The organism is Idiomarina sp. OXR-189, from assembly GCF_034373425.1.
Taxonomy (GTDB): domain Bacteria; phylum Pseudomonadota; class Gammaproteobacteria; order Enterobacterales; family Alteromonadaceae; genus Idiomarina; species Idiomarina zobellii.
The window spans coordinates 1,208,639-1,224,839 of sequence record NZ_CP139706.1; the positions used below are offsets into that span (position 1 = coordinate 1,208,639).

At 47.6% G+C, this 16,201-nt stretch carries 16 protein-coding genes; 9 read left to right on the plus strand and 7 right to left on the minus strand.

Annotated elements, in window-relative coordinates; genetic code table 11:
* Nucleotides 1–81 precede the first annotated feature (81 nt).
* The 7 genes from putP to pspF are packed head-to-tail and all read right to left on the minus strand — an operon-like array spanning nucleotide 82 to nucleotide 8,042.
* Entirely contained in the window at nucleotides 82–1,611 is a 1,530-nt protein-coding gene (gene putP, locus UM402_RS05975; protein ID WP_286911196.1) for a sodium/proline symporter PutP, read from the minus strand.
* Between the two features lie 24 nt (nucleotides 1,612–1,635).
* Nucleotides 1,636–2,448: an ATP-binding cassette domain-containing protein gene (locus UM402_RS05980; protein WP_058579258.1), complete on the minus strand. Its 813-nt coding sequence runs from the start codon at nucleotides 2,446–2,448 to the stop codon at nucleotides 1,636–1,638.
* A complete protein-coding gene (locus UM402_RS05985) occupies nucleotides 2,445–3,437 on the minus strand; it encodes an oligopeptide/dipeptide ABC transporter ATP-binding protein (protein WP_058579257.1) in 993 nt (330 codons plus the stop codon). The genes UM402_RS05980 and UM402_RS05985 overlap by 4 nt, the downstream gene beginning before the upstream one ends.
* Nucleotides 3,437–4,330, minus strand: a complete 894-nt coding sequence (locus UM402_RS05990) for an ABC transporter permease subunit (RefSeq protein ID WP_063744332.1) — start codon at nucleotides 4,328–4,330, stop codon at nucleotides 3,437–3,439. The genes UM402_RS05985 and UM402_RS05990 overlap by 1 nt, the downstream gene beginning before the upstream one ends.
* Nucleotide 4,331: 1 nt before the next feature.
* Nucleotides 4,332–5,345 (minus strand): ABC transporter permease, encoded by a 1,014-nt coding sequence (locus UM402_RS05995; protein ID WP_053953534.1) that lies wholly within the window; start codon nucleotides 5,343–5,345, stop codon nucleotides 4,332–4,334.
* Nucleotides 5,342–6,970, minus strand: coding sequence for an ABC transporter substrate-binding protein (locus UM402_RS06000; RefSeq protein WP_053953535.1), 1,629 nt, complete (start codon nucleotides 6,968–6,970; stop codon nucleotides 5,342–5,344). Before UM402_RS06000 ends, UM402_RS05995 begins: the two co-directional genes overlap by 4 nt.
* Nucleotides 6,963–8,042: a phage shock protein operon transcriptional activator gene (gene pspF / locus UM402_RS06005; protein WP_058579256.1), complete on the minus strand. Its 1,080-nt coding sequence runs from the start codon at nucleotides 8,040–8,042 to the stop codon at nucleotides 6,963–6,965. The genes UM402_RS06000 and pspF overlap by 8 nt, the downstream gene beginning before the upstream one ends.
* Before the next feature lie 188 nt (nucleotides 8,043–8,230).
* On the opposite strand from pspF, the gene pspA reads away from it, so the two are divergent.
* The 9 genes from pspA (at nucleotide 8,231) to tyrR (ending at nucleotide 16,176) form a co-directional block, all read left to right on the plus strand.
* Complete coding sequence (pspA, locus tag UM402_RS06010; protein WP_058579255.1) at nucleotides 8,231–8,908, plus strand: phage shock protein PspA; 678 nt, start codon at nucleotides 8,231–8,233, stop codon at nucleotides 8,906–8,908.
* A gap of 14 nt (nucleotides 8,909–8,922) precedes the next feature.
* Nucleotides 8,923–9,165, plus strand: coding sequence for an envelope stress response membrane protein PspB (gene pspB, locus UM402_RS06015; RefSeq protein ID WP_053953538.1), 243 nt, complete (start codon nucleotides 8,923–8,925; stop codon nucleotides 9,163–9,165).
* On the plus strand, nucleotides 9,162–9,545 hold the full coding sequence (gene pspC, locus UM402_RS06020; RefSeq protein ID WP_058579254.1) for an envelope stress response membrane protein PspC: 384 nt from the start codon (nucleotides 9,162–9,164) through the stop codon (nucleotides 9,543–9,545). The genes pspB and pspC overlap by 4 nt, the downstream gene beginning before the upstream one ends.
* Nucleotides 9,542–10,915 (plus strand): YcjX family protein, encoded by a 1,374-nt coding sequence (locus tag UM402_RS06025; RefSeq protein ID WP_053953540.1) that lies wholly within the window; start codon nucleotides 9,542–9,544, stop codon nucleotides 10,913–10,915. The genes pspC and UM402_RS06025 overlap by 4 nt, the downstream gene beginning before the upstream one ends.
* The gene (locus UM402_RS06030; RefSeq protein WP_058579253.1) at nucleotides 10,912–11,907 is read left to right on the plus strand and encodes a YcjF family protein; all 996 of its coding nucleotides are present in this window, start codon (nucleotides 10,912–10,914) and stop codon (nucleotides 11,905–11,907) included. The genes UM402_RS06025 and UM402_RS06030 overlap by 4 nt, the downstream gene beginning before the upstream one ends.
* A 108-nt stretch (nucleotides 11,908–12,015) precedes the next feature.
* Nucleotides 12,016–13,248, plus strand: coding sequence for a methionine gamma-lyase (gene megL / locus UM402_RS06035; RefSeq protein ID WP_058579252.1), 1,233 nt, complete (start codon nucleotides 12,016–12,018; stop codon nucleotides 13,246–13,248).
* Nucleotides 13,249–13,308: 60 nt separating this feature from the next.
* Nucleotides 13,309–14,103, plus strand: a complete 795-nt coding sequence (gene phhA, locus UM402_RS06040; protein ID WP_053953543.1) for a phenylalanine 4-monooxygenase — start codon at nucleotides 13,309–13,311, stop codon at nucleotides 14,101–14,103.
* Between the two features lie 39 nt (nucleotides 14,104–14,142).
* Nucleotides 14,143–14,484: a 4a-hydroxytetrahydrobiopterin dehydratase gene (locus UM402_RS06045; protein ID WP_053953544.1), complete on the plus strand. Its 342-nt coding sequence runs from the start codon at nucleotides 14,143–14,145 to the stop codon at nucleotides 14,482–14,484.
* 120 nt (nucleotides 14,485–14,604) lie between these two features.
* Nucleotides 14,605–16,176 (plus strand): transcriptional regulator TyrR, encoded by a 1,572-nt coding sequence (gene tyrR, locus UM402_RS06050; protein WP_058579251.1) that lies wholly within the window; start codon nucleotides 14,605–14,607, stop codon nucleotides 16,174–16,176.
* Nucleotides 16,177–16,201: the final 25 nt, after the last annotated feature.

Here is a 16,201-nt window from a genome sequence, read left to right on the forward strand (position 1 = left end):
TTCACTATAGACCGACAGTTAGAAACAAAAAAGACCAGCACGATAGGCTGGTCTTTTTATAGGTTTAAGGCGTGTTGTTATTTAGCCTTTTTTGTCACCGTGATAGTAATCATCGATAACGCTTTCCATTTCTTCGAACTTATCTTGTAGCTCTTTCTCTGGTTCAGCAGTGACTTTGCTGAAAATGATGATAGCCAGTGTAGATAAGATGAAGCCTGGCACAATTTCGTAGACGTAAGCAGATAGCTGTTCGCCACCGAAAGTTGGGCCGTAAATCCAGAACAGCACTGTAACAGCGCCTGCCAACATACCGGCAAGAGCACCATGACGGTTCATACGTTTCCAGAACAGGCTCAGAATAACCACAGGGCCAAATGCGGCGCCGAAGCCGGCCCATGCGTTACTGACCAGACTTAAAATGGTGTTCTCTGGGTTCCATGCTAACCAAATAGCCACTAACGAAACTGCCAATACTGACATACGACCGACGAATACTAGCTCTTTTTCACTCGCGTCTTTACGTAAGAAGGCTTTATAAAAGTCTTCCGTCAGCGAGCTCGAGCTAACCAGTAGTTGCGAAGAAATTGTACTCATAATGGCTGCCAGAATTGCCGCCAGCAGGAAGCCACCAATTAATGGGTGGAATAGGAACTGCGAGAAAATGATGAAAATAGTTTCAGCATCCGGCAAGCTCATTTTGGTTTCCGCAACATAGGCAATACCCACAAAACCGGTCGCCATAGCGCCAATGATAGATACTGTCATCCATGAAATACCAATGCGGCGTGCCGCTTTCACGTCACTGACAGAGCGAATCGCCATGAAACGAACAATGATGTGTGGCTGACCAAAATAGCCAAGACCCCAGGCAAGCAAAGAAATAATACCTAAGGTGCCCAGTATTTCACCGGTGGCTCCATCCTTAAAGAATGCCAGGAAGTCAGGATTAATCTCACCGACTTGGCCAACGACACTGCTGTACCCACCGAGCTCAGAAAAGGCGACAATAGGCACCAGAACCAGAGCCACGAACATAATGCAGCCTTGAACAAAGTCCGTCATGCTTACCGCTAAGAAACCACCGAACAGGGTGTAAGCACATACCACACCGGCAGTTACCCAGAGGCCCGTGGTGTAGTCCATGCCAAATGAGCTGTCGAACAGCTTACCGCCGGCAACCAGGCTGGCTGAGGTGTAAAGCGTAAAGAAGATAATAATAACCACAGACGAGAATATACGCAGTCTACGGCCTTTATCATTAAAGCGGTTCGCAAAGTAGTCCGGAATTGTGATGGAGTCGTTTGCAACCTCGGTGTAAGTTCTCAAGCGTGGCGCCACAATGACGTAGTTAAGATACGCACCAATGACCAGACCCACTGCAATCCACAGCTGCGAGACACCTGAGACATAAATTGCACCGGGTAAGCCCATCAGCATCCAACCACTCATGTCAGATGCACCCGCAGATAACGCGGTAACGCCAGGACCGAGGCCTCGACCACCTAGCATGTAACCTGATACTGAGTCAGTTGACTTCTTGTAGGCGTAAAGACCAATACCTAGCATGACGATAAAATACGCTGCTAGTGATATCAGAGTACCTGTTTCCACATTAAACTCCTGTTGTTTTGGTTTTTAGTCAGCGATCTTTTTTGCTTTGTCGCTTTTGAATTTAATCTGCTTATTTAAGTGGTCATGCAGCAACTGATGAACATAAGGTTGCTGATTATCACCTAGTACTATGTCTGTTTTGTCAAACACGATCATTTTACCACGATATAAAATTAATATCTTATCAGCAATGTGTTTCACGATTTGCGGCGAATGAGTAACTAAAATGTACGAAATACCCATATCTTGCTGGAGATCGAGCATAAGGTTAATGATTTGAGCTCTAACTGATGGGTCGAGCCCAACCAAGGCTTCATCGGCAACGACAATCTGTGGCTCCAGGATGATAGCCCGTGCAATACAAACACGCTGTTTTTGTCCACTGGACAGCATATGCGGGTAAAACTCTCCATGCTCCGTTAGCATACCCACTCGCCTCAGAGCGATATCGACTTTTTCGTTACGCTCTTGCGCTGTTAAGTTGGTATTGAACTTTAAAGGCTCTTCGAGCTGTTTACGGAGAGTAAGGTGAGTATTCAGGGAGTTCTCGCTGTCCTGAAATATCATTCGGATATTGTTACAACGTTGCTGGTAATGCTGGTTATGTAGCTTTTGGCCGTTTAACCACAATTCACCAGAGCTGGGGTTATCGACGCCGGCAATGATTTTTGCCAGCGTTGATTTACCGGAGCCTGTTTCGCCCATAACCGCCAGTGTTTCACCAGCATCGATATGAAAGGATATTGGCTCTATCGCCACTGACTTTTGACTCCAGGGCCACGCCTTACGGGGACGATACGTTTTACCGAGGTTTTTTACTTCCAGTAAATGGCTCATGACTCAAGCTCCAAAAGCGGGAAGTGGCAATGAAAGACTCGTTGCTGCTTCTGGGTGGCCAGTGGTGCTTTTACACACTGCTTTTGCGCATAGGGGCAGCGAGGGCCAAGGCGGCAGCCAATTGGCATATGACGCAGTGTCGGAATTGCTCCCGGCAAGGTCGGCAGGCGTGCTTTATGCGGTAGCTCTTGTTGTGTTTGCAGCGACATTCTGAGCATTGAGTCGGTATAAGGGTGGGCCGGATGGTTAATAACTTCCTCCGCAGGCCCTGTTTCCATAAGCTGACCACAGTACAATAAAGTCAGTTGTTTGGTCTCTGGCAAAATTGAGGTTAAGTCTTGAGAAATCAGCAGCACAGACATTTCCTGACTGGCAGCCAGTCGCGCCAAAAGCCGATGAATTTGTAGCTTTGTCGATGGCTCCATTGCGGTTGTTGGTTCATCGGCAATAAGCAGACGAGGGCGGTGAGCAATGGCTATGGCAATACTGACTTTTTGAGCAACCCCTTGCGAGAGCTCGAATGGATAACTGTCTATGACCGACTCGTGATCGCGAATACCTACCCGGTGCAATAACCGCTTAACCCGGGTTTTCCTGTCCACACGGCGCCGCATGAACGTACCACGTACGTCGCCTTCCGGGATGGCTTCTACAATTTGTTGCTCAATCGTGCTGTTTGGATCCAGATAAGAGTATGGATCCTGAAATATCATGGCCATATCCCGGCCGGTCACGGCGCGGCGTTGTTTGGTGTTCATGGCTAATAAGTCCTGGCCATTCCACCACAGTCGGTCAGCGGTTACCTCCCAGTTAGGGTTAGCAAAACCAACAATGGCCTTTGCCAAAAGACTCTTACCGGAGCCAGACTCACCAACCAGGCTATGAATTTCCCCTTTCCCGAGTTGTAGGTTCACCTTATCCAACACCCGGACCATGCCGTGCGGTGTTTTCATTTCAACCGTTAAATTGCGAATATCCAGTAACTGCATTAGCTGTTCACCCTTTCGCTGAGTGCACGGCGCAGACTGTCGCCGACAATATTAATCGACATTATGGTGACGAATAAGGTCACGCCCGGCAACACCATTGACCAAGGTGACAAATACACTTCGTCAAGGCTGCGTGCCAGCATGCTTCCCCACTCAGGTGTTGGTGACTGTATGCCAAGCCCCAGGAAGCTTAACGCAGCAATATCCATAATAGCGACGGATAAAGACACGGTCAGTTGCATAACCAGTATAGGGGTAATGTTTGGTAGAATGACTCGGTACAGCAGGTAAGGTTTGGAACAACCATTAAGTCGCGACGCGGTGACATAGTCTTTGTGCCACTCCTGATGAACCGCGTTACGAGTGACAAAAATAAATTGAGGTATCAGTGACAGGGTAATAGCCAACGCAACATTAAATAACCCCGTCCCTAATATGGCAATAATAATCAGTGCCATTAAAAATGAGGGAATAGAGAGCAAAGTGTCGAATACGCGTGAAAACGTTTGATATTTAATGGTGCGGTCAATGCCCAAAACTGCCCCGACAACCATGCCAATAATGGACGAAACAGCGACCATAAGAATAGGCAGACCCAGGCTGTAGATGCTGCCGATAAGCAATCGCGACAACATGTCCCTGCCAAGGTCGTCCGTTCCCATTAGAAATTGAATGTTGCCTTGTTCCGTCCACGAAGGAGGTAATGAAACGGCGTCGGCAAATTGCATCGACGTGCTGTAGGGAGCAAGTATGGGTGAAAAAATAACAACCAGAATCATAGCCAGCAGTATGTACAACGCCGTCATGGACAGCAGGCGCTGATTAAAGCGCCGCCATACCAGCGTTAACGGGCTGGGGTTTTCGTCTTTGTAATACAGGTTAATATGCGGCATGTTATTCCTGCCTCACAATAGGGAATCGCCATCCACGATAGAGATCCACCACTAAGTTAAACAGTAAAATAGTCAGGGCGATAATAAGTACACAAGCCTGAATGACAGGAAAGTCGCGCTCGAAAATAGCGCGTACCAGCCAGTTACCAATGCCCGGCCAGTTGAATATAGACTCGATAACAATGCTATTGCTGAGTAACAAGCTGAAAATAAGTGGCACTTGCTGCAAGACTGACTGCGTGGCATTTGGCACAGCGTGTTTTATTAACACTTGAAACTCGTTAAGACCGCGGGCTCTTGCCGCTTTGACGTATGGCTTTTGCAGCATGTCCTGAGTGGCGTTACGCATTAGTCTAAGCAGCAGCATCATTGGCATGATGGAGAGAATAATCACCGGCAGAATAAGGTGATTAAGTGCATCCTGAAGTGCTGCCGCTTTATAGTCTGAGTCGCTTATTACAATATCAATTAAAATTGACCCGGACTGAGGGGCAATACCGTACAACGGATTGATTTGCCCGGTAATAGGCAGCCAGTCTAGTTTTACTGCAAAAAACAGAATAAGTAGCTGAGCTAACCAGAACACCGGAATGGAGTAACCTGCCATGGCCAGGCTAATAACGCCTTTATCAATGGGCCCACGAAACTGGGTGGCAGCAAAGATACCGCTGGGTACACCAATAAGTACCGCAAGAACTAATGCGCCGACAATAAGCTCCAGAGAAGCGAAGAGGTGTTGATAGGTATGTTCGAAAACATAGTCGCCGGAGCTTAGAGAAGCTCCCCAGTTGCCTGACAACAAGTTCTGCATATAGTTAATGTACTGAAATGCGATGTTTTTATCGGCACCTCGTATTTCTGAAATAACCGGGTAATAGTCGCTAAAAGTGCGCACCCCAGTCATATTGGTGACAGGGTCGCCGGGAAAGAAAAAGTTAAGCGAAAAAGTGAATACAGTTAATAAAAAGAACGCAATAATAAAAACAAACAAACGGCTGCTGAGGTAACGGATCATTGTTCGCTCTCCTCAGCTGTTGTCACTTTGGTTGCCAGGCGGAAGTTGATTCCCCCATAAGGCGGTAACTGAACGCCTCGTACCGATTTTTTCTGAGCCTGGTAGCGTCGTGAATGAGCAATAGGTAATAGCGGTAGCTGCTGGTTGAGTATGTGCTGAGCGCTTTGATAGAGCGCCTTGCGTTCATTTGCGTTAGTTGTCGCAATGGCTTCGTACAACAGCTGGTCAAACCCAGGGTGACACCAGTTAGCGCGGTTACCGCCGGTTGCTACCGCAGCGCAGCTTAATAAAGGCCGGAAGAAGTTATCCGGGTCAGCATTGTCTGCATACCAACCTATTAAAACAGTGTCGTGTTCGCCGCGCGACAAGCGTCGTCTAAAGGTATTCCACTCATAAGAAACAATACGGGCATTCACACCGACTTGTGCAAGGTCCGACTGCATAAGCTCTGCCATTCTGCGTGCATTAGGGTTGTAGACACGCTGGACTGGCATTGCCCAGATATTAATGCTGAGTTCACTGTTGCCAGCTTCTTCAAGCAGTTTGCGGGCTTTCTCAGGGTTGTAGTCATATTGAATTCCCTGATTATCGTAAGCCCAGGACGTTGGTGGTAGTATTGAGCGTGCCAACTCCGCGTTACCGTAGTAAATTGTATCAATAATGGCCTGGCGATTTATGGCATGGCTGAGCGCCTGGCGAACCAGTGGATCATCAAACGGTGGCTTCTTTGTATTAAACGCCCAAAACGAGACATTAGGGCTAACCTCGTTAGTGACCATTATGTCATCGCGATTCAAAGCCTGAAGTTCGCTAATAAGTGGGTAAGGAATAATATCGCATTCACCGGTAACAAGTTTTAACATGCGTTTATTGGCATTGGGAGTAATGGAGTAGACTAGCTGTTTAATTCCGGGGCCTTCACGCCAATAATCAGGGTGCTTTGTATACCGTATTAGCACGTCTTTGCGGAAGCTTTCAAAGCGGTAAGGGCCAGTGCCTATGGGTTTTTGATCGATTAAGTAGGGCATGTCCTTAACCGACAGTAATTGGGCGTACTCTGCTGACAGAACAATGGCGAAGTCGGTCGCTAAATTTGCAAGAAAAGAACTGTCAGCATTATTCAACACAATGTCGACGGTCATCTCGTCGACTTTCACTACCTTTTGAATGAGTTTATCGAGCCCGGTGGCGCTGAAGAATGGGTAACTGCCGCCAACGTTATGATACAGACTGGTTTCATCAAGCCAGCGATTAAAACTAAAGCGCACGTCTTCTGCATTGAACTCTCTCGTTGGTGTGAAATAGTCTGTTGAGTGAAACTCGACACCTTCGCGTAAATAAAAGCGATAGCGCGTACCGTTATCGAGAGGCTCCCAGCTTTCGGCGAGCGCTGGCACAAAGGCCTGCTTTTCAGCGTCGTAGTCAATTAAACGGTCATAAAGCTGGGCTGCGGTAGCGTCGACGGTTGTGCCTGAGGTAACCAGTTGCGGGTTGAAGGTATCGGGGTTGCCCTCTGAACAGTAGATAATACCTTCGGACAGCGGCGTCACTTCTTCTGTGCCGGGTTCACAGCCGCTCAGTAGTATGGTTGTTGCTGAAATGAGTAAAGAAAACGCTTTAGTCATTATTCGCGGCCGCTCCGTCCAGCAGTTGGTATTTCTTTAAGTATCCTCTGAGCTGATGATAGGTCAAACCGAGATAAGATGCTGTCTTTTTTTGATTAAATTGCGATAACCGAAGCGCTTGTTTTAGCAGTTCTTTCTCGTAGTCCTGTGAGAGCTGTTTAAATTCGACAGGCTCATCGGGCTTCAAAGTCGAGGTTACTTTTGAATGACCGTTGTCTGACGCTGGCTCCGGCGGTGCGTTTTCTGAGACCTGAGGGCTTGCCTGCGTTGCTGTTGAGATACCGGGACGGAAAGGACTGTCGAACGGATCAAGAATAATATCATTAATGGGAACGTGGCCATTGCCTAGCCGGTACAGGCTGCGCTCAACGGTGTTTTTAAGCTCACGAACATTGCCCGGCCAGTCATAGCTTAAAAGAATTTTACGAGCTTTTTCGGTAAAGCCACTAAAGAGTTCAAGCTCCATTTCCCGAGCCATTGATACAGCAAAGTGTTCTGCCAGCACCATAATATCTTCTCGTCTTTCCCGAAGGGGAGGCAGCGTTATAACGTCGAAGGCTAAACGGTCGAGTAAGTCGGAGCGAAACTTACCTTTTTCTGCAAGAGTTGGTAAGTCCTCATTTGTTGCTGCAATTAAGCGGGTGTCGACTTTAACCGGCTGGCGGCCACCGACACGCTCAAATTCACCGTATTCAATGACGCGGAGCAGCTTTTCCTGAACCCGTAATGATGTGTTGGCCAGTTCATCTAAAAATAACGAGCCACCATCGGCGCGCTCAAAACGACCTTCGTGACGCTTCGCCGCGCCGGTAAATGCTCCAGCCTCGTGTCCGAAGAGTTCGCTGTCTAGCAGATTTTCATTTAAAGCGGCGCAGTTGAGAGTTAAATACTGCTGCTGCCAGCGTTGTGACAGGTAATGGCAGCGCGCAGCAATAAGCTCTTTACCGGTACCACGCTCACCAATAATAAGGACGGGCTTATTTAAAGGGGCTATTTGTGAAATCTGTTCCAGAACTTCAACAAAGCTGTTGGACTGACCAATTAAATTGTCTGATGGACGCGAATTACTCATCGACTGAGCCTTAATTATAGTTATTTTTGCTAATTATTAGTCTATTTCACGAACTGTGACAATGCCTGGTTATGTCACAAAATATAAAAACCTTATTAATCAGTGCTCTAGCTAAATATAAAAAGTTGGCTCGATACTTGAATAATGTATGAGCGAATAAATCATTAGCTATGTAAGAGGTATTTATTATGGGTATTTTTTCACGTTTTAGCGATATCGTGAACTCTAATATCAATTCGTTATTAGATAAAGCCGAAGATCCGCAAAAAATGGTGCGTCTGATTATCCAGGAAATGGAAGACACATTGGTGGAAGTACGCTCAACGTCTGCGCGTTTATTAGCGGAGAAAAAAGACATTCAGCGTCAGCAGCAGCGCATGGAAAAAGAAGTTGCCGACTGGGAAGCAAAAGCTGAATTAGCGCTGAGCAAAGAGCGTGAAGACTTAGCTCGACAGGCACTTATAGAAAAGAGCCGGGCGCAAGACAATGTCGATGCTTTGCAAAGTGAGATGCAGCGTGTTGATGAGTCACTCGACAAACTGAATGACGAAATTGCACAGCTACAGGAAAAGCTGGCGGACGCGAAGTCTCGTCAAAAAGCGATTTTGATGCGCCAGAAAACCGCAAGTAGCCGATTACAGGTGAAAAAGCAGGTGGATAGTTCTAAAGTAGATGATGCAATGCAGCGCTTTGATCGCTACGAAGCAAAAATCGATGACTTAGAAGCGCAAGTTGAATCCTACGATATGGGTAAACGCACTTTGCGTGACGAGTTTGCCGAATTAGAAAACGAAGGCAAGGTCGATGAAGAGTTAGAAGCTCTGCGCGCTCGTATGAAGTCAAAGTCATCTAAAGACTCTGAATAAATAGGCAACGCAACATGGATATTGAAGCTATTTTAGGGATGTTGATGGCGCCGCTGATTCTGTTTGTATTGGTTGTTGCACCCATTTGGATAATTTTACATTACCGAAGCAAACGACAAATGAATCAGGGGTTGAATGAGGAAGAGCGTGAGTCGCTTGCGCTCTTGGCCGACCAGGCAAAACGTATTCGTGAGCGCGTGCAGACGCTGGAGCGTATTCTGGACGCTGACTCACCCGGTTGGAGGGACAGACAATGAGTATTTCAAAAGCACGCAGAGAGCTGACCCGCGACTCAGAAAAAGGCAAAATAGCCGGTGTTTGCGCCGGCCTGGGAGACTACCTGAACGTTGAGCCTTGGTTGGTACGAGTCGTATTTTTCACAGGGTTGATTTTCGCATCTGGCTTTTTCTTTGTATTGTATTTGGCAGGGTGGTTGATTCTCGACAAAAAAAAGCCCGATTTGAACTCGCATCGCGTCGACGTTAAAACCAAAGTTTGGCAAGGCGGCGAACCGCCAAGAGAAGCCATTCACGACATAAAGCGCGAGTTCGATGAGCTGGAAGCTCAGTTGCAATCTATGGAGAAATACGTAACCTCCAATCATTATAATCTTCAGCGAGAATTTAATCGTCTGTGAGTCGTATTAAGCAGTTTAAAAGCCAAACCCGCGATCTCATCCATCGCGGGTTTGATCGTCATATTAAGCTGGCAGTAACAGGGCTAAGCGGTGCGGGTAAGACCGCATTAATTACCGGCGTGCTGGAGCAGCTACTGTATGCGAATGAATCGCAAAACCTGCCTTATTTTAATGTGCGTCAACACCAGCGGCTTATAGGCTGCCGTCTGCATACCAGCCCTAACTGGGACACACCGCGTTTCGACTATGAAAAAGCCATTGAGCGCTTAACGGGTACACCGGGACAGTGGCCGGAGTCTACCCGCGATGTCAGTGAAATTCGGTTGGAGCTGAAATACCATCCGGAGCGGGGGCTAGCGGGTAAAGTTCTTGATGAGCGTCGACTTACCGTAGATATTATTGATTACCCCGGCGAGTGGCTACTCGACTTACCGCTGTTGTCGCTGACTTACGAGCAATGGTCTAAAAAACAGCGCACCTTGTTTTCCACTGAACCACGTAAAGAGCTGGCAGAAGCATGGCTTCATCAATTAAACGATCTGACAGCCGTTGCTACTGATGATAACGCCGAGAAGCAGATAAAAGTTGTCGCCAAGGCATATCGCCAGTATTTGGCAGACTGTAAAGAGCAGGGCTTAAAGTTGCTGCAGCCCGGGCGCTTAGTGCTGCCCGGCGAGTTAGCGGGAACGCCTTCTCTCGACTTCTTTCCGTGGCCTTTAGAGCAGCCCGTGCCTGATGCCTGGCAAAGCTTACTTGAGCGTAAGTTTGAGTATTATAAAGAGCAGGTGGTTAAGCCTTTTTATCAGAACTATTTTCGCCATTTTAACCGCCAGCTCATTCTGGTGGATGTGTTAAGTGCCTTAGAAGGTGGCGAGTCTTATTTTGACGAACTTAAGCTGGCGCTGAACGAAATTATGCAGAGCTTTAATTATGGTCAAAACAGTTTGCTAAGGCGCCTGTTTTCGCCGCAAATTGATAAAGTCTCATTCGTCGTTACGAAGGCTGATAGCGTTGTACCGTCTGATCATGCCAAGCTCACCGGGCTTATTAATGCACTGACCCTCGAGGGTCGTCAGCAACTGCAATTTGAGCGTATTCCTTTTGATTTATTCAGCGTGGCAGGTGTTGCGACCAGCCAATGGAAGCAACTGAAAAACGGTACGAATGTGCTGGAGGGAATTGATCAGTCCGGCGAGTTAGTCCGGGTTGGCGCTCCCCATGTGCCGGGTCGTTTGCCAACGCGAGAAGACTGGCAACAAGGCTATGTTTATCCGCATTTTCAGCCAAACTTTACGCTTGCAGATTCCCCGTTGCCGCATATTCGCTTAGACAAGTTGCTGAATTCAGTCATTGGAGACAAATTACGATGAGTAAGCATCGCGAACTCACCTATTATTCTGTCGAGGAAGAGGCACAGCCTCAGGTCTCCCCAGAGCCTTTCGATGAGCAAGATACGATAGAAAACAATACCGACTGGCGCACACACTATGACCGGAAGCCTCGCCGTTGGGGGCGTTGGCTGCTGTTTGGCCTGGTGTTAGCGGTAGTCGCCGGTATTGCCGAGATTGTATTAGCCGTTATCGAATCCTGGCAGCAAAGTTGGGTATTAGGTGGGCTATGGAGCCTTGGTTTCGCATTAATAGTAGGGATTTTCTCAGCGTTTATCGTCAAAGAGTTTTGGCAACTACGGCAACTAAAACGCCGCTGGCATGCGCAAAGCCATGGAATAGAAAGTGTTGAGCAGCAGTTAAAACTGCTTGACCACCCAGACTTAGAGGAGCGTTGGGCGCAAATTTACCAGCCATACTGGTCTGATAGTGAGAAACGCGAACGTTTTGAGTGCGATATTCTCCGTCGGGTCGACCAACAAGCCAGTCGCTTGGTCAGTCGCTGGTCAGCGGAAGCTGCCGCTATGATAGCCGTTAGCCCCTTTGCGGTCTTAGATATGCTGATTATTTTATGGCGCAACCAACGAATGATTCATTGTATTGCCGCACTTTACGGCGTGAAGCTGGGCTATTTGGCAAGGCTGCGTTTGTGGCGGCAAGTGCTGGCAAATATCGCTTATTCGGGGCTTAGTGAAGCGGCCGTTGATCTAGGCACACAATGGGTCAGTGCAGAGCTTATTACCAAACTGTCTGCCCGCGCCGGACAAGGGCTAGGCGCCGGCTTATTAACGGCACGTTTAGGCTATCAGGTCATATCACTTTGTCGACCAATGCCATTTCAACACACCAAAAAACCAGGGTACGGTCGCCTGCAAAAAGATTTACTCAGTCAGTTAAAAGGTGTTTTACCATCCTTATATAAAGCCCGTTTTACAAAGGCTGCGAAGAGCTCAGACACTAAAGTGGAAAACTAGCGTTACACTTTAAAAAAGGTTTGAGATAGCGCAAAGATTGCCAATATTGGGTTGCTCGTTGCACTCTGTTGCTCGTTAACATTTTACTGACAAACGAGTGAAATTTGTATGTCTGCCAAGAGCAACCACAACAATTCTAATAATAAGTGGCAACCTGCAACTCAGGTGATTCACGCTGGCGCTAACCATGATGATCCGCATGGGGCGCTGAGCAGTCCGTTGTATCAAACATCGACGTTTGCTTTTTCATCGTCTGAACAGGGTTCGCGTCGGTTTGCCGGCGAGGAAGAGGGCTATATTTATAGTCGTTTAGGTAACCCAACCACGAACGAACTTGAGCAACGCATGGCTCAGTTAGAAGGCTATGAGGCGGCCGCCGCTGCAGCAACCGGTATGGGGGCGATAGCGGCAACGACTATGGCGTTCGTTAAAGCGGGCGACCACATTGTCGTTTCTGACGCCATTTACGGTTGTAGTTTTGCGTTATTCAGCGAACTGTTTGAACGCTTCGGTGTTCATGCTGACTTTATCGACTTAACGGATACCGAGCTCTTAGCGTCTACCATTAAAGAAAACACGCGTCTGGTGTTTTTAGAAACACCCGCGAATCCGCATTTAAAAACGGTCGACATTGACGCCGTACACGCTGTTATTAAGAACAAAGACATTCGGCTGATTGTCGACAACACCTTTATGACGCCGCTATTACAGCAGCCCAAGCAGCATGGTGCGGACATAGTCGTGCATAGCGCTACTAAGTTTTTGAACGGCCATGGTGACGTGGTTGCCGGTGTTGTGTGTGGTAGCGCGGAAGACATAGCCACTATTAAAGGCACGACATTAAAAGATATGGGAGCGACCATTAGCCCGCACGATGCCTGGCTTATTTTGCGTGGCTTAAAAACCCTGGATGTGCGTATGCAGCGTCACTGCGAAAACGCCAATAAGGTTTATGAATTTTTAACTCAGCGCAGTGACGTTAAAACCATCTATTTCCCTGGTGCGCCTGACCATAGCGCTCAGAAGCTGATGGGGCAGCAGATGAAGGCCAATGGCGCCGTTATTGCGTTTGAGCTTGACGGCGATGAAGCTATGGCGCGTTACTTTCTGGATCAACTACGCATGATAAAGCTGGCCGTGAGTTTAGGGGACGCTGAAACGTTAATTCAGCACCCGGCTTCGATGACGCATTCGCCGTATACACCGGAAGCACGGGCCAAAGCAGGCATTTCAGATACGCTCATTCGCATTGCTGTCGGCCTAGAGGCCGCAGAAGACATTATCGCTGACATCGAGCAAGCGCTGGATGCGTGTAAAGCGCAATGGCAACAGTCAGCGTAATTCTGAACTAATAATAACAATAACTATCAAAATTTAATGAGGAAGCAACAAGGTTGAATTATGGGTAAAGAAAGTCAATACGTATCGAAGCAACCGGACGAGAACGGTATTATTCACTGGACTGACGAAGAGAACGCGATATGGAAAGATCTCGTTGAGCGTCAGTTAGAATGCATTCCGGGTAAGGCTTGTGACGAGTATATGAAGGGACTTGAATTACTCAACTTACCAAAAGATCGTCTGCCACAGTTGCATGAGTTGAACGAGGTGTTAGAGCGTGAAACTGGCTGGCAAGTCGCAGCTGTGCCAGCTCTTATTCCGTTTGACGAATTCTTCCGCTTACTGGCGAATAAACAGTTCCCGGTCGCCACCTTTATTCGAACTCGCGAAGAGTTTGATTACTTGCAGGAGCCGGATATCTTCCACGAGATATTTGGACACTGTCCGTTATTAACTAACCCGGCGTTCGCTCACTTTACCCACCAATACGGTAAACTGGGGTATGCGGCAACACCTAAAGAACGTGTCTATTTAGCTCGTTTGTACTGGTTTACGGTTGAGTTTGGGCTGCTGCAAACCAAAGAGGGCACACGGATATACGGTGGTGGTATATTATCGTCGCCGGCGGAAACAGAGTACGCGGTTAACAGCGACAAGCCAGAGCGCAAACCATTAAAAGCCCTTGATGCACTGAGAACGCCGTACCGCATTGATATTATTCAGCCCATTTACTACACCATAGAGAGTGTTGATGAGCTGTTTGAAATTTCTGACATGGATATCATGTCACTTGTACATGAAGCGATGGAGCTCGGCTTGTTTGAACCGAAGTTTCCGCCGAAAGATGCAGCTTAGCTTTTGCCAACGATAAAGAACAACGAGGAGTAAAGTTACATGGCACAATTAGATCAGGAACGTTGTGAAGCTTGTCACGCTGACGCACCCAAAGTGAGTGACGACGAGCTAAAAGAGTTAATGCGTGAAATTCCGGACTGGACGCCGGTCACCAAAGACAACGTTATGATGTTACAACGTGAATACAAGTTTAAAAACTTTAAGCAGGCACTGGCATTTACTAACCGTGTTGGTGATATTGCTGAAGAAGAAAAGCACCACCCAGAGCTAATTACCGAGTGGGGCAAAGTGACAGTAACGTGGTGGACGCACGCTATTAACGGCTTGCATAAGAACGACTTTATTATGGCTGCGAAGACCGACAAGGTACTGGACGCCTAGGTAATCGCTTCCACTAAAATGCGAATAAAACCCTGGTGAAAATGTCCGGGGTTTTTTGTTTTTAAATGCCCACCTTTAGTGTATCATTTGCTTTACATTTAGACGGTGAAGCAAGGTGTTATGCGGCTAGAAATTATCTGTGATGACAGGCTTGGTATTTGTCAGGATGTCCTGCAAATTCTTCGCGATCACGAAATTGACCTACGTGGCATTGAAGTTGACCCTAAAGGGAAAATTTTTCTGAATTTCCCAGAGTTAGACTTTGATGATTTTCGTCATTTAATGCCGCAAATTCGTCGTATTCCTAACGTCAAAGACGTAAAAACCATTCCTTACATGCCGTTCGAGCGTGAGCATTACGAGTTTAATCTGCTGCTTTCTACGTTACCGGATCTGGTTCTGTCCATAGATACCAAAGGCGTTATCGATATTATTAACGACGCAGGTTTAAAACTCCTTTCGGACAGTCATGACGTGCTTAAAGGTGAGCCTCTGTCACAATTTGTGCAGGGCATTGCGCTACAGCGCTGGCTGGATAAACAGCCGAAAATGCCGATTTATGAAGCTGTGACCATAGGTAGTGATCAATACTACGCTCAGCTATTGCCTATTTGGGTCAAGGACGAAGAGGGCTCAGAAGTCTTTGCGGGTGCCGTAATGACCTGTAAGTCAGAGCCTGTTACCGAGAACTGGCAGCAAGCCAGTAATAAAGCTGCGTTTGATCGCTTACTAACGGAAACGCCGATAATGAAACGTGTTATCAGCGATGCGCAACGTATGGCCGAACTTGATGCGCCTCTGCTATTAGAAGGCGAAACGGGAGTTGGTAAAGAACTACTTGCGAAAGCTTGCCATTTGGCCAGCCCACGACATGAAAAGCCGTTTCTCGCCATAAACTGCGCAGCGTTGCCTGACAACGTCGCTGAGAGCGAACTTTTTGGTCATGGTGAGGGCAGCTTAAGTGCGCAAAGCGCGAAGAAGACAGGTGTTCTTGAACAGGCTGCCGGTGGAACCGTGTTGCTCGACTCTGTTGGGGAAATGTCGATTGGTCTGCAAGCCAAGCTACTGCGCTTCCTGGAAGACGGTGTATTTCGCCGCATTGGCGAAGAGCAGGAAGTGAGTGTCGATGTTCGGGTGATTTGTACAGCGCAAGGAAACCTATTCGAATTGGTTGAAAATGGTGAGTTCCGTGAAGATCTCTATTATCGCTTAAACGTATTGGCTTTGACCGTTCCGCCGCTGCGCGAGCGCAAAGCGGATATTATTTTATTGGCTGAGCATTTTGTTACTCAGGCCTGCAAAAAACTGGGACGTAGCCAGGTTCAATTAAGCCGCACGGCGAAAGACAGGCTCAAAAATTATCATTGGCCGGGCAACGTACGTCAGTTAGAGAATACGATGTTCCGTTCCGTCTCTATGTTGGAAGGGCAGACACTGGAGCCGGCAGACATTCGGTTACCGGAACTGGAGCGAAACGACGAGCGCCTGGCGGTTGATATTGAAGATATTACGCTGGAAGAGGCGTTGAGGCAGTTCGAAAGTCATATTATGAAACGGCTGTATCCAAACTACCCGAGTACGCGTCAATTAGCCAAGCGGTTAGGGCTGTCGCATACGGCCGTTGCGAACAAATTAAGAGACTATGGTATTGGAAAACAACGCAAAGGGCGGCCACGTAAGCCCAAAGACTAAGAGCCGTCGTAAACTTAACCTGCCA

What these genes read in the sequence shown, in the direction of transcription:
- pspC (WP_058579254.1), top strand. Translation starts at nt 9,162, where the DNA reads ATGAGTATTTCAAAAGCACGCAGAGAGCTGACCCGCGACTCAGAAAAA.
- phhA (WP_053953543.1), top strand. Translation starts at nt 13,309, where the DNA reads ATGGGTAAAGAAAGTCAATACGTATCGAAGCAACCGGACGAGAACGGT.
- pspF (WP_058579256.1), bottom strand. Translation starts at nt 8,042, where the DNA reads ATGAGTAATTCGCGTCCATCAGACAATTTAATTGGTCAGTCCAACAGC.
- UM402_RS05995 (WP_053953534.1), bottom strand. Translation starts at nt 5,345, where the DNA reads ATGATCCGTTACCTCAGCAGCCGTTTGTTTGTTTTTATTATTGCGTTC.
- UM402_RS06045 (WP_053953544.1), top strand. Translation starts at nt 14,143, where the DNA reads ATGGCACAATTAGATCAGGAACGTTGTGAAGCTTGTCACGCTGACGCA.
- tyrR (WP_058579251.1), top strand. Translation starts at nt 14,605, where the DNA reads ATGCGGCTAGAAATTATCTGTGATGACAGGCTTGGTATTTGTCAGGAT.
- UM402_RS05990 (WP_063744332.1), bottom strand. Translation starts at nt 4,330, where the DNA reads ATGCCGCATATTAACCTGTATTACAAAGACGAAAACCCCAGCCCGTTA.
- UM402_RS06030 (WP_058579253.1), top strand. Translation starts at nt 10,912, where the DNA reads ATGAGTAAGCATCGCGAACTCACCTATTATTCTGTCGAGGAAGAGGCA.
- UM402_RS06000 (WP_053953535.1), bottom strand. Translation starts at nt 6,970, where the DNA reads ATGACTAAAGCGTTTTCTTTACTCATTTCAGCAACAACCATACTACTG.
- megL (WP_058579252.1), top strand. Translation starts at nt 12,016, where the DNA reads ATGTCTGCCAAGAGCAACCACAACAATTCTAATAATAAGTGGCAACCT.
- pspA (WP_058579255.1), top strand. Translation starts at nt 8,231, where the DNA reads ATGGGTATTTTTTCACGTTTTAGCGATATCGTGAACTCTAATATCAAT.
- UM402_RS05985 (WP_058579257.1), bottom strand. Translation starts at nt 3,437, where the DNA reads ATGCAGTTACTGGATATTCGCAATTTAACGGTTGAAATGAAAACACCG.
- UM402_RS05980 (WP_058579258.1), bottom strand. Translation starts at nt 2,448, where the DNA reads ATGAGCCATTTACTGGAAGTAAAAAACCTCGGTAAAACGTATCGTCCC.
- pspB (WP_053953538.1), top strand. Translation starts at nt 8,923, where the DNA reads ATGGATATTGAAGCTATTTTAGGGATGTTGATGGCGCCGCTGATTCTG.